Origin of the sequence: Streptomyces tubercidicus, assembly GCF_027497495.1 — a bacterium.
Lineage (GTDB): Bacteria > Actinomycetota > Actinomycetes > Streptomycetales > Streptomycetaceae > Streptomyces > Streptomyces tubercidicus.
The window spans coordinates 5,380,642-5,396,555 of record NZ_CP114205.1 but is presented as its reverse complement, the minus strand read 5'-3'; the positions used below and the strand labels follow the sequence as shown (position 1 = coordinate 5,396,555).

The following is a 15,914-nucleotide window of genomic DNA, read 5'->3' as shown; positions in this document are numbered from 1 at the left end:
CATGGGTGTGACTGGGCCGTCCCGGTGTCCGGGCTGTGACGAACCGCTCGGTGCGGGGGACAAATTCTGCGGGCGGTGCGGCGCCGCTCTCCGGGCGCCCGCCGCGCCTCCGGCGTACGGCACTCCGCCCGCGCCCGGCGCTGCCGCCGTAGCTCCGGCGTACGGGACGCCGCCCGCGCCCGCCGCCGTACCGCCCCCGCCGCCGATGCCTCCCGGGCCGCCGCCGATGCCCGCACCGGCCGCCCGCACCGCCCCGGCCGGACCGCCGCCTCCGGACCCGCAGGCCCGGCTCCCGTATGGAGACACCGGGATGCCGCCGGTACCGGGCCATGCGCCGGTGACCGACACCCCGCCGCCCGCCGACCCGCGGGTCGCCGGATACGAGGCGGTCGCCGACGCGGCCGCCGGGGCCGCGGCCCGGACCGGCGCGCCCGCCGCGGTCCAGATGACCGCGGACCACATCACCTCGGAAACGGAACCCGCCATGCCCGCCCCGGAATCCGGTACGCCCGCCACGGAGCCGACGGCCCCCGCCCCGGCAACAGGCCCTTCCGGCGCCGCAGATGACGCCGCCACGCCCGCCCGGGGCACCCCCGGCTGCACCGCCTGCGGCTCCGGCGCCGTGGACGCCGACGGCTACTGCACGCACTGCGGGCACGCCCGGCCGCGCCCCCGCGACCACATGGAGTGCGAGCTGGGCGGCATCGCGGCGGTCAGCGACCGGGGCCACCGGCACCACCGCAACGAGGACTTCTTCGCGCTCCGCGCCGCCGCGCTGCCGGACGGCACCCCCGCCGTGGTCGCCGTGGTCTGCGACGGTGTCTCCTCGGCGACCCGCCCCGACGAGGCGTCCACGGCGGCGTCCGAGGCCGCCGGGGAGGCGCTGCGGACGTCCCTGCCGCTCGGTACACACCCCGCGCAGGCCATGCACGACGCCATCATGGCGGCCTCCTCGGCGGTCGACGCGCTCGCCCCCGACCCGTCCCTGGCCCATGACGAGCAGCGCCAGCAGAACGCCCCGGCCTGCACCTTCGTCGGTGCGGTGGTCGGCGGCGGCCTGCTCACCGTCGGCTGGGTCGGCGACAGCCGCGCCTACTGGATCCCCAACGACCGTACGGCGCCGCCCGCACGGCTCACCGAGGACGACTCCTGGGCCGCCCAGATGGTCGCCAACAACCTGATGTCCGAGGCCGAGGCGAACGCCGATGAGCGGGCACACGCGATCACCGGCTGGCTCGGCGCGGACGCCTACGAGGTCGAGCCGCACACCGCGACGTTCAAGCCGGACGGGCCCGGTGTCGTGGTGGTGTGCACCGACGGGCTGTGGAACTACGCCGAGTCCGCGGAGCAGATGGCCGCTGTGCTGCCGTACGACGCCCCCGTCACGCCGCTGGCCGGCGCCCGCACGCTGGTCACCCACGCCCTCGACGGCGGCGGGCACGACAACGTCACCGTGGCGCTGGTGCCGTTCCCGGCCCCGGCGGGGCAGCCCGCACCGGCCTGACGGCTCGCCACCGGCGCGCGGGCGGGGGTACGCGGTACGGCGCGCCCCCGCCCGTACGCCCGCCAGCGCCCTGCGCCATGTACGACGCACCACGTGTACCGACCGACCGGTTACGGCGTCTCAAGGAGCGGAACGGATGGCCAACTTCGCCAAGTCCCGGGTGCCGCGTTTCTCCGCCGAGGTGTACCAGAACCCCTATCTTCCCGAGGGCGGGCGGGAGGTCCACGCCATCGTCACGGTCACCGCGACCGGGGGAGGCACGACCGGGGGCCGGCCCATACCGGCGGCGGGTAGCGGGCCGGACGCCGGTGTGGTGATCATCGTCGACTGCTCCGGGTCGATGGACCATCCGCCGGCGAAGCTGCGCGGCGCCCGGGAGGCGACCGTCGCCGCGATCGACACCGTGCGCGACGGCGTCGGCTTCGCGGTGGTGGCCGGTACCCACCGGGCCGTCGAGGTCTACCCCGGCGGCGGGCGGCTGGCGCTGGCCGCGGCGGACACCCGTACGCAGGCGAAGGAGGCACTGCGCACCCTGACCGCGGGCGGCGGCACCGCCATCGGAAGCTGGCTGCGGCTGGCGGGCCAACTGCTGTCGTCCGCCGGGGCCGGTGTCCGGCACGCCCTCCTGCTCACCGACGGCCGCAACGAGCACGAGTCGCCGCGGGAGCTGCGGGCGGCGCTGGACGCCTGTGCCGGGACATTCACCTGCGATGCCCGCGGTGTCGGCACGGACTGGGAGGTCAAGGAGGTCACCGGTATCGCCTCGGCGCTACTGGGCACCGCCGATATCGTCACCGACCCGGCCGGGCTGGCCGCCGACTTCACGCGGCTGATGGAGACGGCGATGGGCAAGGAGATCGCCGGTGTCGGCCTGCGGCTGTGGACACCGCTGGGCGCGGAGACCGTCTTCGTCCGGCAAGTGGCTCCCACCGTGGCGGACTTGACCGGCCGGTGCCGCCGGTCCGGCCCGCGGTCGGCGGACTATCCGACCGGCTCCTGGGGCGACGAGTCGCGCGACTACCACCTCTGCCTCCGGGTACCGGCCGCGGACATCGGCCGGGAAATGCTGGCGGGACGGGTCTCGTTGATCCTTTCCGCACCGGACGAGGGCGATCCCGCGCGGCGCCCGTCGCAGCCCCGGTCGGAGCCGCTGTCGCAGGGCCAGTCGCAGCCCCTGTCGCAGGGCCTCGTACGGGCCGTGTGGACGGATGATGTGGCGATCGCCACGTCGATCCATCCCCAGGTGGCGCACTACACAGGTCAGGCGGAACTGGCGCAAGCCATCCAACAGGGGCTCGATGCCCGCAAGTCGGGCGATACCGACGGCGCCATGGCGAAACTGGGCCGCGCGGTGCAACTGGCCGCTTCGTCGGGGAACGCGGAGACTGCGAAACTCCTTGCGAAGGTGGTGGACGTCGTCGATACGGCGACCGGTACTGTGCGACTGAAGGCGAAGGTCGCCGAGGCGGACGAGATGACTCTCGAAACGCGCTCGACGAAAACCGTTCGCGTGAAGAAATAGCCACGAACAGTACCGAGCGGCACCACCCAACGAATTCGGTACGGAGGGGGAAGAACCGACATGCCGACCTGCCCGAGCGGCCACCAGTCGGTGGCCGAAGACTGGTGCGAGGTGTGCGGCCAGCGGATGGCGGGCGCTGTCCCCCCGCCGCCCTCCCTGCCTGCAGGATTCCTGAACACGCCGCCGCCCAGCCAGCCCACCGGCCAGCCGGGACCGCCGCCGGGACAGCCCGGTCCGCCGCACGGTGGCCCCGGCCCCGGCCCGGACTTCGGTGGCCCCGGTGGCCCTGACTCCCAGGGCGGCCAGGGCGGCTACGGCTTCCCGCCGCCGCAGCCCCAGCAGCCCGGCCCCGGCGCGCCCGGACCCGGCACTCAGGGCGGCCAGGGTGGCTACGGCTTCCCGCCGCCACAGCCCGGTCCGCAGGGTGGTCCCGGTGCGCCCGACCCCGGCCCCGGCCCCGGCCCCCAGGGCGGCCAGGGTGGTTACGGCTTCCCGCCCCCGCAGCCCGGCCCGCAGGGCGGCCCCGGCATGCCCGGCCCCGGCCCGTCCGGACAGCCGGAGACCTGCCCGCAGTGCGGTACGCCCCGTGAGGCGATGGCACCGTTCTGTGAGGGCTGCCGCTACAACTTCCTCACCAACTCCCCGACGTCCTACGCCCCGCCCGCCCAGCAGCCGGGCCCCCCGCCCGGTGGCCCCGGCCCCGACTTCGGCGGCCCCGGCCAGGGCGGTCAGGGCAGCCAGGGCGGCCAGGGCGGCTATGGCTTCCCGCCGCCGCAGCCCGGCCCGCAGGGCGGTCCCGGTCCCCAGGGCGGCCAGGGCGGCCAGGGCGGTTACGGCTTCCCGCCACCGCAGCCCCAGCAGCCCCAGCCCCCGCAGCAGCAGGGCATGCCCCCCGGCGGCCCCGGCCCCGGCGGTTTCCCCGACCAGCAGGGCACCGGCGGCTTCCCGCCCGGCCCGCCCCCCGGCATGCCCGGCCCCGGCCCGCAGGGCGGCCCGCCGCCGCAGCAGGGCGGCGACGACTGGACGCTGAACCCGCCGAGCGCCCAGGCCGCTCCCCCGCCGATGGCGCCCGCGCCGCCCGGCCCCGGCCCGCAGGCCCCGTTCGAGCAGCAGCAGCCGCCCGCCCCGTTCCCGCCGCAGCAGCCGGGACCGTACGAGCAGCAGCCGCCGTTCGAGCAGCAGCAACAGCAGCAGCCGTACGACCAGCAGCCCGGCCCGTACGAGCAGCAGCAGATGCCGCAGCAGCAGCCGGGCCCGGACCAGCAGTGGAACGGCGGCACCGGCCAGGGCCCCGCGGCACCGCCGCAGGGTCCGCCGCCGGTCGTCGGCACGGGCTGGGTGGTGGCGGTCGCACCGGACCGCGAGTACTTCATGGCGATGATGGGCCGCAGCGGCCCGGAGGCGGCGGGGCTCAACCTGCCCGCGTACTCCCCCGAGCAGGTGCTCCCGCTCGCCAACGGCCAGATCGCGGTCGGCCGCCGCCGCAACAGCACCGGCGAGTCCCCGGACATCGACCTGGGCAGCACGCCGGAGGACCCGGGCGTCTCGCACCAGCACGCGCTGCTGGTGCAGCAGCAGGACGGCAGCTGGGCAGTGGTGGACCAGAACTCCACCAACGGCACGACGATCAACCTCGCCGAGGACCCGATCCAGCCCTATGTGCCGGTGCCGCTCCATGAGGGCGACCGGGTGCATGTCGGTGCCTGGACGACACTGACCGTCCGCCGCGGCTGAGCCCTACCGGTCGTATGCGACCCCGGGGCGTGATCAACCGGTCACGCCCCGGCCGCATTTCCGGCCGCGCCCTACGCCCGGAGTCCTCCGCCGGGACGTCTGCCACCATGGACGGGTGAACAAGATTCCACGCGGCACGTTTGAGGAGCAGACCTTCTACGAACAGGTCGGAGGCGAGGACACCTTCCGGCGCCTGGTCCACCGCTTCTACCAGGGAGTCGCCGAGGACCCGCTGCTGCGGCCGATGTACCCGGAGGAGGACCTGGGTCCGGCCGAGGAGCGGCTTGCGCTCTTCCTCATGCAGTACTGGGGCGGTCCCCGTACGTACAGCGACGGCCGCGGGCACCCCCGGCTGCGGATGCGGCACGCCCCGTTCACCGTCGACCGGGCCGCCCATGACGCCTGGCTGCGGCACATGCGGGACGCGGTGGACTCGCTCGGCCTGTCCGAGAAGCACGAGACCCAGCTCTGGAACTACCTCACCTACGCCGCCGCCTCGATGGTCAACGCCGCGGACTGAAAGCGCCGCACCCCGGCCCGCGCGGCGCCTTCGCCGTCACGATCCGGCCAGGGTTATCCACAGCCCCCTCCGCCCGCGCCGCGCGTCTGCCACCATTCGTTCATCTGTGTGGCGCTGAGCGCGGTGAGGGGGGTCCGTGTCCGGCTTTGTCTTCCTACGAGTGCGTGCGCACCGTCTGCTGCTGGCCGCTGCCCTGCTCTCGGTGCTGCTCACCACGACCGTGCTGACGACGCTCACGGCCTTCTCCGGCGCGATCGGGGACGCGGGGCTGCGGCAGGCGCTGCGGACCCGTGCCGCACCGGCCGCCGCGCTCCAGGTGAAGGCCCAACTGCCCGCCGGGGCAAGGGCACCGGCGGACCGGGCGGTCGCCCGCGGTGCCCGGCGGGCCTTCGACGGGCTGCCGTTCACCGTGCACACCCTGGTCCGCTCCGGGCCGTACGCACTCCCCCGCGCGCTGCGGTCGCCGGGCGCGCCCCGGGGTGAGCCGGATCTCACCCACCTCGCGGCCCTGGACCGCTCCCGGCTGACCCTCACCGCCGGCCACTGGCCCGGCCCGGCCGCCCACGGCCGGTTACCCGTCGCGCTGCCGGAGGCCGCGGCGGCCCGGCTGGGGGTCGCGCCCGGCCGTCGCTTCACCCTCACCAACCGGCTGTCCGGGCCCGCCCGTCTGGCGGTCGAGGTCACCGGCGTCTACCGGCCCAGGGACCGCACCGACCCGTACTGGCAGCTCGATGACCTCGGCGGGCGCGGGGTGCGCACCGCCGGTTTCACCACCTACGGGCCGCTGCTCACCGATCCGGCGGCGTTCCGCGGCGGGTCACCGGACCGGGGCGGCTCACCGGCCCAGGACTCGGTGGGCTGGCTCGCCACCGCCGACTTCCGCTCGCTGACCGCGGACCGGCTGGCCACGCTGGCCGCCGCGGCCGGTCCGGCGCCCAAGGCGCTGATGGCCGATCCGGCGTTCGCGGGCCGGGCCACCGCCACCACCGATCTACCCGCCGCGCTGGGGCAGTTGCGGCAGGCACTGCTGGTGAACCGTTCGACAATCCTGATCGTCGCGCTCCAGCTGATCCTGCTGGCGGGCTACGCACTGCTGCTGGTCGCCCGGATGCTGAGCACCGAACGGGCCGGAGAGACGGCGCTGCTGCGGGCCCGCGGCGGCTCCCGGCGGCGGATCGCGGGGTTGGCCCTGGCCGAGGCGCTGCTGCTGGCCGCACCGGCCGCGGCCGGTGCGCCGCCGCTGGCCGGACCGCTGATCCAACTGCTGTCCGGTCAGGGTGCGTTGGCCCGTATCGGAGTGACGCTGGACACCCGGCTCACCGCGTCGTCCTGGCTGACCGGCCTCGGTGTCGCGCTGGGCTGCGCCCTCGCGGTCGCCGCGCCCGCGCTGCTGCGCACCGGGGCGGACGGCCCGAGGCGACGCCGGGGGCGGGCGCTGCCCGGTGCCCCGCTGGGCTCCCCCGCCCGGTCGGGGCTGCGTACGTGGGGCAGGACCGGGGCCGACCTCGGGCTGCTGGTGATCGCCGGGGTCGCCTACTGGCAGCTGCGGCGGCAGACGGCGGGCGGCGCCGGAAGCGGGGCGCTGAGCGCGAACGCGGCCGGGCAGCTGGGCATCGACCCGGTGCTGGTGGCCGCCCCGGCGCTGGCGCTGCTCGCCGGGACGGTGCTGACGCTGCGGCTGCTGCCGCTCGCCGCCCGGATCGCCGAGCGGGGCGCGGCCCGCGGCCGGGGGCTGGCGGCCGCGCTGGCCGGCTGGCAGATCAGCCGCCGCCCGCTGCGCGGCGCCGGACCGGTGCTGCTGCTGGTGCTGGCGACCGCGCTGGGCATGCTGGCGATCGGCCAGGGCGCGTCCTGGGACCGTTCGCAGGACGACCAGGCCGACTTCCGCGCGGGCGCGGCGGTGCGCGTACTGGCCAGCAGGACACCGCCGTTGGGCCAGGGCGGCGCGTACGAACGGGTGCCCGGGGTGGCCGCGGCGCTGCCTGTGGGGCTGGCCGCCCTGGATCTGTCGGACGGCCGGGACGCCTCGCTGCTCGCGCTGGACGCCCGGAGGTCGGCGGGGGCCCTGCTGCTGCGCGGCGATCTGGTGGGCGGTGGCGCGGACGGCCCGCGGGGCCGGGCGGCGGACGGTGTGCTGCGCGCGGTGGCACCGGACGACGGCGCCCCGGCGGGCGTGCAACTGCCACCGGACAGCGACCGGTTACGGCTGACCGCGGCACTGCGCTCGCTGCGTACACTGCCGCGGCCCACGGGCCAACAGCCCCCCGGCCGGCAGCCCGCCGGGCACGACACCGGGCCGGTCCCGGCGACGCTCTCCGCCCTCCTCACCGACCGCCACGGCATCCCGTACACCGTCCCGCTCGGCCCGCTCGCCGCCGATGGCGCACCGCACACCCTGACCGCGGACCTCAGCACCGCGGCCGGCGCCCCAGCGGGCCGCCCGGCCGGCCCGCTGCACCTGACCGGCCTGCTCCTCGACGTGGACCAGACCCCGGTCGCACACCGTCAGCGCCTCACCGTCACCGCCGTGGCCGCCGCCACCGGCCACGGCCCGTCGCGCCCCCTCACCCCGCCCGCCGCCCTCACCTGGCAGGCGCGGATCACCGATGAGAGCAGCTCGGTGGGCGAGCCGTCCGGGCCCCGCGTCGGCCGGGCCGGGACCCCCGGCGGCGGGCTGCTGTCCCAGACGTACGACACCGGCGCCAGGACGGACGACTGGGGCGCCGCGGTGACGACGGTGCGGATCACCGCCGCGCACGCCACCCGCCCGCCGCTCGCCGCCGTCGCCACCGAGACGTTCCTGCGCGCCAGCGGCTCCCGGACCGGCTCCCTCATCGAGGTGACGGTCAACGGCCGGCCGCTGAAGGCACGGATCGTACGGGCCGTGCGGGCGCTGCCGGGTCCGGCGGACACCCCGGCCACCGGCGGCCTTCTGGTCGACCTCGGGGCCGTCAACGAGGCGCTGTCCGACCGCGGGGCGCCCCCGCTGAACGCCACCGAGTGGTGGCTGCGCCCCCGGCCGGGCGCTGCGGCCGGGGTCGTCGCGGCGCTGCGGGACCGCCCCGACACCGACCCGGGCCAGGTGCTGGTCCGCGACGAGATCGCCGGGCAGCTGCACGACGATCCGCTGGGGCTCGGCCCGCAGACCGCGCTGACCGCGGCGGCCGCGGTCGCGGTGGCCCTGGCGGCGGTCGGCTTCGCGGTCGGTGCCGCCGGGTCGGTCCGCGAACGGGCCCGGGAGTTCGCCGTGTTGCGGGCCCTGGGGGCGCCGCGCCCGCAACTGGCCCGGATGATCGCCGCCGAGCAGGGGGTGCTGATCGCGCTGGCGCTGGGCGTCGGTGCGGCGCTGGGGACGGTGCTGACCCGCGCGGTCGTCCCGCTGATCGTGCTGACCGGGGAGGCGGGCCGCCCGGTGCCGCCGGTGCTGGTGGAGCTGCCACCGGGCCAAGTGGCCACGCTGCTCGCGGCGGTCGCGGCGGTACCGCTCCTGGTCGTCGCCGCCATCGGACTGCGCCGCGCCGACCCGGTACGGGCCCTGCGCGGCCAAGGAGTGCAGTGAGATGACGAGACATGACGCCGGCGGACCGGTCCCAGGGGGTGAGCGCCGGTGAGGCCATGGACCTGGCGGGCCCGCCCGCACCCGGCACGCGCGACGGCCCTGGCCCTGGGCGCCCTGGTGCTGGTCACAGCGTTCCTCGCGGCGGCGTTCCCACGGGCCGTGGCGGCGTACGAGACCCGCGGGGTGCGCCATGCGCTCGGCTCGGTACCGGCCGGCCAGCGGGCGGTGGAGATCACCGTCGCGCGCAGCGACCTGAGCGGCGACCCCGCGGCCGCCTGTGCCGCGGACGAGCTCACCCGCCAGGACCGGGCGATCCGGGGCCGACTCCGCGCCCCGCTGAGGATCGTCGCGGACGAGTCCCAGCACGGCGTACGCACCACCAAGCCGCTGCAGGCCCAGGACGCCTGGCTGCCCCGGCCCGAGGGGGTCGCTCCCGACCTCTCGCTCTACGCGCCCGCCGGGCTCGGCGCCCATGCCGGACTCGCCGAGGGCCGACTGCCGCACGCCGCGGCCCCCGGGAAGCGCACCCTGGAGGCGGCGGTCACCGTCGCCACCGCACGGACCCTCGGCCTGCGCGTCGGCAGCACCCTGCATCTGCCGGGCCTGACGGTACGGATCTCCGGCCTGGTCACCCCGCGCTCCCCCGACGGCGCGTACTGGGCTGCGGACCCGCTGATGACGGCCGCCCACCAAGACGTGACATCGGGTGTGCCGCCGCAGCGGTTCTGGCGCGCCGGTCTGCTGCTGGCACCGCAGGACGGCCCGGCACTGCTGCGCACCGAGGGCGAGCCGGAGAAGTTCTGGCGCTACCCTGTCGACACCCACGCACTGACCGCCCGGGACGCCCCGATATTGCGGGACCGTCTGCTCTCCCTCGAACACGGCGCGGCGCTCACGGAGTTGCGCGGCGTGGCCGGCAGCGGTGCGCTGGCCGACAGCGCGGTGGACGGTCTGCTGGACGCCTTCGCACGGATGCGGGCGGCGGTCGCACCGGTCATCGCGGTGGCCGCCTACGGCATCGGCACCGTCGCGGCGATCGTGCTGCTGATGACCGCCGGGCTGACCGCGGCACGCCGCAGCGCCGAACTGGCCCTGCTGCGGGCCCGTGGTGCGTCACTGACCGGGCTGGCCGGGCGGCTGGCGGCGGAGACCGGGGCGGTGGCGCTGCCCGCGGCCGCGGCCGGAGGTGGCCTGGCGCTGTTGCTGATCCCGGGGGAGGGGGTGCTGCCCTCCCTGCTCGCGGCGGCGAGCACCGGGCTGCTGGGGACGCTCGCGCTGCCGTTGCGGGCGGCCGTCGCGCACCGCCGTCCGCGCCCGGTGGAGCGTGCCGACGGGGCGGGCGCCCGCCCCTCCCGGCGCCGTACGGTCGCCGAACTGACCGTGCTGGTACTGGCGGTGGGCGCGGTGCTCGCGCTGCGCGGCCGCAGTACGGCGACCGGCGGGGTCGACGCGCTGGTCAGCACCGCCCCGGTACTGATCGGGGTGATCGCCGCGCTGGTCCTGATGCGGCTCAGCCCGCTCCCGCTGCGACTGGCGGCCCGCCCCGCCGCCCGCACCGCCGGGCTGACCGGCTTTCTGGCGCTGGCCCGCGCGGGCCGCGCCCCGGTCACCGCCGGACTGCCGCTGCTGGCCCTGGTGGTGGCGCTGACCACGGCGTCGTTCGGCGGCTCGGTGCTGGCCGGGGTCGCCGCGGCGCGGGACCACGCAGCGCTCGCCGCGGTCGGCGCGGAGGCCCGGATCTCGGCCGGCAAACCGCTTCCCGAGGAGCTGCGGCGGGCGGTCCGCACGGTGCCGGGCGTCGTGGACGCGGTACCGCTGCGTATCGATGTCCAGGCTGCCGACGACAACGGGCCGCCCCTCTACCTGGTCATCGCCGACGCCGAGGCGTACGCGCGGCTCTCGCGGGCCACTGGCCTGGGCGCGTTCGCCGCCAAGGACCTGGCCGACCCCGGCGGCGACCGGCCGCTGCCCGCGCTCGTCTCCCCCCGTTTCCTCACCCGCTTCGGCCGCGCGCCCATGGCCCTGCAGCCGGAGTTGGGCCAGCTCGTCATCCGCCCGAAGACCGTACGCGCCGACACCCCCGCACAGCCCGGCGGCGACTTCATCGTCCTCGACGCCGAGAGCGTCGCCCGCCGCCACCCGGACACCTACCGCGACCCCGCCACCGGCCCCTCCGTCCTCCTGGTATCCGGCCGCTCCCTGGACACCGGGGCGCTGCGGGCCGCCGTACGCGCCCACGCCCCGCCATCGCTCTCCGCCCGTCTGACGCTGCGCTCTGCCGTACGCGCCGAGTTCGCCGACTCGCCCGTCCAGCAGGGCGCGATACGCCTCTACACCGCCGCGGTCGCGGCCGGCGCCGGCTTCGCCGCGCTCGCGCTGCTGCTGTCCCTCCTCCAGGCCGCCCCGCAGCGCGCCCAACTCCTGGCCGGACTGCGCACGATGGGGCTGCCGCCTGCCCAGGGACGGCGCCTGCTGGTCCTGGAGGCGCTGCCCCCGGCACTGCTCGCGGCCGCCGGGGGCGCACTGACCGGCGCCGCCACGATCCGGCTGCTGGGCCCCGGTACGGACCTCACCGCGCTCGCCCTCCCCGGCACCTCGGGCGGCGGCACAGCGGGCCTCATACGCCTGCACACCGATCCCGCGTCCCTGCTCCTCCCGTCGGCGGGCCTGATCGCCCTGGCCCTAGCGGTGACCCTGACCCAGGCATGGCTGAGCACACGGCGGCGCGAAAGCACCGAGTTGAGAGCGGGGGAGACCCGATGAGCACATGGCCTGATGACGGAGCTGGGGAGGGGCTGGGCGCGGAGGCGGAGGCGGTTGCCCGCCCCCGGCCCGCCACGCCCACCAGCCTCGCCGAGCTGGAGCGCCGCGCGGCCGCCCGGCGCGGGCAGCCCGCCTACGGGCACGACGCGCTGATCGCCTGCGACCGGCTGGTGCGGGTCTTCAGCACCGACGGGGTGGAGGTACAGGCGCTCCAGGGACTCGATCTGCTGGTCGCGGAGGGTGAGTTGATGGCGCTGGTGGGGGCGTCCGGCAGCGGCAAATCGACCCTGATGAACATCCTGGCCGGGCTGGACATACCGACCGCCGGTGCCGCCACGGTCGCCGGCCGCGATCTGCTGACCATGGACGCCGGGGCCCGGCTCGGCTACCGCCGCGACGTCGTCGGCTTCGTCTGGCAGCAGACCGCCCGCAATCTGCTGCCCTACCTGACGGCCCTGCAGAACGTCATGCTGCCCATGCAGTTGCGGGGCGGCCGACGCCGGGCGGCCCGTACGAAAGCGGCGGGGGAACTGCTGTCGATGCTCTCGCTCGACCACTGCCGGGACCGCCGTCCGCACCAGCTCTCCGGCGGCGAACAGCAGCGCACCGCCATCGCGGTGGCCCTGGCCAACACCCCGTCCGTCCTGCTGGCCGACGAGCCGACCGGCGAACTGGACTCCCACACCGCCGAGCAGGTCTTCACGGCCTTCCGCACCGCCAACGAGGAGCTGGGGACCACGATCGTGATCGTCACCCATGACCAGACGGTGGCGAACGAGGTACGGCGCACGGTCGCGATCCGCGACGGCCGTACGTCCTCCGAGGTCCTCCGACGCACCGAACGGGACGCCACGACCGGCCAGGAGTCCCTGGTGGCCCGCGAGTACGCGATGCTCGACCGCGCGGGCCGCCTCCAGCTCCCGACCGAGTACACCAGCAGCCTGGGCATGGCCCACCGCGTGCTCCTGGAGCTGGAGACCGACCACATCGGCGTCTGGCCGGACGACACAGCGGACGGCGCGGCCCAGGGCCGGGGCGGGGGTGAGGACGGAGACGGAGACGGAGACGGGGACGGGGACGGGGACGGGAGCGCGAACGGGGACGAGGCAGGGGGCACGGGCAAGCGGGACTGAACTGCCGTACCGGGCGGCCGCCTTGGTGGTGACCCGCACACCCTGGGTCCGCCCCCGTCAGAACGGTGTCGTAACCATCAGAACGATGCCGTGACCGTCAGAACGCTGCCGCGACCGTCAGAACGCTGCCACGACCGTCAAAGCGGCGTAACCGAAAACCCCGACAACCCACTCGCCCCCGCCGGACCGCCACTCCGCACGGCGATCGACCCGTACGGCGTGCTCAACCTCAGCCACCCACCCGCGGACAGCAGACTCAACGGCCCGTGCGCGGACTGCGGGGACCCGGCGCCAGGAGCGGCACCGCCGCCCGCGAGCGCACCGGCCCGCACCGGCCGCAGAAAGCCCAGCGACTGCGCGGCATGCGCGGCGCGCAGCGGGAGATGGGTGTCGCCGAGGGTGCGTGACCAGATTTCCCGGCCGATGCGATCCCGTTCCGTACGGGTGCGGTGCTGCGGCGGCAACGCCTCGTCCCGGGCGCGGAATTCGGAGACCGCGGCGGCCACCGTACGCACCAGTGCCTCGGGCGCCGGCAGCCCCGGCACCCGCTGCCAGCCGCCGCGCGGCGGCAGCACCCCGGTCCACGGCGGACCGGTGACGGCGGCGGGCACGGTCAGCGCATCCGCCGACTCCCCCACGCCCTCCAGGAGTTCACCGGCGGAGACCGTCCGGTCCAGGGTGGTGTCGTCGGCGAGCCGGGCGGTGCGGATCGCCAGCACCTCGAAGGACGGCGGACGGCCGAAGACGGCGAGCACCCCGCCGCCGGCCTGGAGCCGTACCGCGGCGGCGCGGTCGTAGTGGATCAGGCGGGCGAGGAAGGCGGCGAGATCCGCCGCCTCCCCCGCATCGGCCAGGTGCAGCGCCGTCATACCGCGGCGGAACCCCCCTGATGCGCGGCGTCGTCCAGATACTCCTTCAGGATCGCCTTCTCCTCCGCGGTGAGACGGCGGGGGCGCTCCTCGGTGAAGTTGTACGGGACGACGACGGTCGAGGCCCGCAGGTAGAGGGTGTCCTCGTCCTTGACCTCGTAGGCCACCGTCATCGACGCGGCGCTGATCTTCTTCACCCACAACTCGACGGTCACCGGGGCGTGCCGGTGGACCAGCGGCCGCACATAGTCGATCTCGTGCCGGGCGACGACCGAGCCGCCCGTGAACGACTCGCTGCCGCCCCCCGGCGCCAGCCGGCGCATGAAGTCGATCCGCGCCTCTTCGAGGTAGCGGACGAACACCGCGTTGTTGACATGACCGAACGCGTCCATGTCCGACCAGCGCAGGGGGCAGGAGTAGAGGTGCCGCACGCCGTCAGCCCCGGGTCAGCTTCTTGTACGTGGCGCGGTGCGGACGGGCCGCGTCCGCACCGAGGCGCTCGACCTTGTTCTTCTCGTACGACTCGAAGTTGCCCTCGAACCAGAACCACCGGGATTCGCCCTCGTACGCCAGGATGTGCGTGGCGACGCGGTCGAGGAACCAGCGGTCGTGGGAGACGACCACGGCGCAGCCCGGGAACTCCAGCAGCGCGTTCTCCAGCGAGGACAGGGTCTCGACGTCGAGGTCGTTGGTCGGCTCGTCGAGGAGCAGCAGGTTGCCGCCCTGCTTGAGGGTCAGCGCCAGGTTGAGGCGGTTGCGCTCACCGCCGGAGAGCACCCCGGCCGGCTTCTGCTGGTCCGGGCCCTTGAAGCCGAACGCGGAGACGTAGGCCCGCGAGGGCATCTCGACCTGGCCGACGTTGATGTAGTCCAGCTCGTCGGAGACCACGGCCCACAGGGTCTTCTTGGGGTCGATGTTCTCGCGGCTCTGGTCGACGTAGGAGATCTTGACGGTCTCGCCGACCTTGATGTCGCCGGAGTCCGGGGTCTCCAGGCCCTGGAGCATCTTGAACAGCGTGGTCTTACCGGCGCCGTTCGGGCCGATGACGCCGACGATGCCGTTGCGCGGCAGCGTGAAGCTCAGGTCCTCGATCAGGACCTTCTCACCGAAGGCCTTGTTGAGCTTGTCGACCTCGACGACGACATTGCCCAGACGCGGGCCCGGCGGGATCTGGATCTCCTCGAAGTCCAGCTTCCGCATCTTGTCGGCCTCGGCGGCCATCTCCTCGTAACGCGCCAGTCGCGACTTGGACTTGGCCTGCCGCCCCTTGGCGTTGGAGCGCACCCACTCCAGCTCTTCCTTGAGGCGCTTGGCCCGCTTGGCGTCCTTCTGGCCCTCGACCTTGAGACGGGTCTCCTTGGTCTCCAGGTACTTGGAGTAGTTGCCCTCGTAGCCGTGCAGGCGACCGCGGTCGACCTCGCAGATCCACTGGGCGACGTGGTCGAGGAAGTACCGGTCGTGGGTGACGGCGACGACGGTGCCGGGGTACTTCGCCAGGTGCTGCTCCAGCCACTGCACGGACTCGGCGTCCAGGTGGTTGGTGGGCTCGTCGAGGAGCAGCAGGTCGGGAGCCTCCAGCAGCAGCTTGCACAGCGCGACGCGGCGGCGCTCACCACCGGAGAGGTTGGTGACCGGCCAGTCACCGGGCGGGCAGCCGAGGGCGTCCATGGCCTGTTCGAGCTGGGTGTCCAGGTCCCACGCGTTGGCGTGGTCAAGGTCCTCCTGGAGCTTGCCCATCTCCTCCATGAGCTCATCGGAGTAGTCGGTCGCCATCAGCTCGGCGACCTCGTTGAAGCGGTGCAGCTTGCCCATGATCTCGGCGGCGCCGTCCTGGACGTTCTGCAGCACCGTCTTGGCCTCGTCCAGCGGCGGCTCCTGCAGAAGCATGCCGACGGTGTAGCCCGGGGAAAGGAACGCGTCACCGTTCGACGGCTGCTCAAGACCGGCCATGATCTTCAGCACCGTGGACTTACCGGCGCCGTTGGGACCCACGACACCGATCTTTGCGCCCGGCAGGAAGCTCAGCGAGACGTCATCGAGGATGACCTTGTCGCCGTGCGCCTTGCGCGCCTTGCGCATCGTGTAGATGTACTCAGCCAAGAGAAACCGTCCGGCAGATTGGATCGATCAGGGTCTGTGCGGCACCGCCCCGGGGCCATCATGCGCGGCAACCGTGGGAGGGCAGATACACCCCATCTTGCCGTACGCCAGCACTCAGGCGGAAACGAGTAGGTCAGAGCGCCCCTGCTCAGCCCCGCCCTGCCCCGCCCTGGTGTCCGCTTGGTCGCCGTCTGTCAGCGTTGGTCACCT

10 protein-coding genes are annotated in these 15,914 nt (G+C 75.0%); 7 read left to right on the top strand and 3 right to left on the bottom strand.

Annotated elements, in window-relative coordinates; genetic code table 11:
- Window position 1: 1 nt before the first annotated feature.
- From STRTU_RS23440 to STRTU_RS23410, 7 genes are all read left to right on the top strand, one after another.
- The gene (locus tag STRTU_RS23440; RefSeq protein ID WP_269777383.1) at window positions 2–1,504 is read left to right on the top strand and encodes a PP2C family protein-serine/threonine phosphatase; all 1,503 of its coding nucleotides are present in this window, start codon (window positions 2–4) and stop codon (window positions 1,502–1,504) included.
- 136 nt (window positions 1,505–1,640) lie between these two features.
- The gene (locus STRTU_RS23435) at window positions 1,641–3,026 is read left to right on the top strand and encodes a vWA domain-containing protein (RefSeq protein WP_159745872.1); all 1,386 of its coding nucleotides are present in this window, start codon (window positions 1,641–1,643) and stop codon (window positions 3,024–3,026) included.
- A gap of 60 nt (window positions 3,027–3,086) precedes the next feature.
- Window positions 3,087–4,760 (top strand): FHA domain-containing protein, encoded by a 1,674-nt coding sequence (locus tag STRTU_RS23430; RefSeq protein ID WP_159745870.1) that lies wholly within the window; start codon window positions 3,087–3,089, stop codon window positions 4,758–4,760.
- Window positions 4,761–4,875: 115 nt separating this feature from the next.
- A complete protein-coding gene (locus tag STRTU_RS23425) occupies window positions 4,876–5,280 on the top strand; it encodes a globin (protein WP_159745868.1) in 405 nt (134 codons plus the stop codon).
- A 136-nt stretch (window positions 5,281–5,416) separates the two neighbouring features.
- A complete protein-coding gene (locus STRTU_RS23420; protein ID WP_159745866.1) occupies window positions 5,417–8,839 on the top strand; it encodes an ABC transporter permease in 3,423 nt (1,140 codons plus the stop codon).
- Window positions 8,840–8,887: 48 nt separating this feature from the next.
- On the top strand, window positions 8,888–11,602 hold the full coding sequence (locus tag STRTU_RS23415) for an FtsX-like permease family protein (protein WP_159745864.1): 2,715 nt from the start codon (window positions 8,888–8,890) through the stop codon (window positions 11,600–11,602).
- On the top strand, window positions 11,599–12,735 hold the full coding sequence (locus tag STRTU_RS23410; RefSeq protein WP_246241118.1) for an ABC transporter ATP-binding protein: 1,137 nt from the start codon (window positions 11,599–11,601) through the stop codon (window positions 12,733–12,735). Before STRTU_RS23415 ends, STRTU_RS23410 begins: the two co-directional genes overlap by 4 nt.
- A gap of 137 nt (window positions 12,736–12,872) precedes the next feature.
- Here the strand turns inward: STRTU_RS23410 and STRTU_RS23405 are convergent, their stop codons facing one another.
- The 3 genes from STRTU_RS23405 to ettA are packed head-to-tail and all read right to left on the bottom strand — an operon-like array spanning window position 12,873 to window position 15,704.
- Entirely contained in the window at window positions 12,873–13,604 is a 732-nt protein-coding gene (locus STRTU_RS23405; RefSeq protein WP_159745862.1) for a DUF8010 domain-containing protein, read from the bottom strand.
- Window positions 13,601–14,035, bottom strand: a complete 435-nt coding sequence (locus STRTU_RS23400) for an acyl-CoA thioesterase (protein WP_159745860.1) — start codon at window positions 14,033–14,035, stop codon at window positions 13,601–13,603. Before STRTU_RS23400 ends, STRTU_RS23405 begins: the two co-directional genes overlap by 4 nt.
- 4 nt (window positions 14,036–14,039) lie before the next feature.
- Window positions 14,040–15,704: an energy-dependent translational throttle protein EttA gene (gene ettA, locus STRTU_RS23395; protein ID WP_159745858.1), complete on the bottom strand. Its 1,665-nt coding sequence runs from the start codon at window positions 15,702–15,704 to the stop codon at window positions 14,040–14,042.
- Window positions 15,705–15,914: the final 210 nt, after the last annotated feature.

Excerpts from the sequence above, each read along its gene's own strand:
- STRTU_RS23440 (WP_269777383.1), top strand. The coding sequence starts at position 2 with ATGGGTGTGACTGGGCCGTCCCGGTGTCCGGGCTGTGACGAACCGCTC.
- STRTU_RS23435 (WP_159745872.1), top strand. The coding sequence starts at position 1,641 with ATGGCCAACTTCGCCAAGTCCCGGGTGCCGCGTTTCTCCGCCGAGGTG.
- STRTU_RS23430 (WP_159745870.1), top strand. The coding sequence starts at position 3,087 with ATGCCGACCTGCCCGAGCGGCCACCAGTCGGTGGCCGAAGACTGGTGC.
- STRTU_RS23410 (WP_246241118.1), top strand. The coding sequence starts at position 11,599 with ATGAGCACATGGCCTGATGACGGAGCTGGGGAGGGGCTGGGCGCGGAG.
- STRTU_RS23405 (WP_159745862.1), bottom strand. The coding sequence starts at position 13,604 with ATGACGGCGCTGCACCTGGCCGATGCGGGGGAGGCGGCGGATCTCGCC.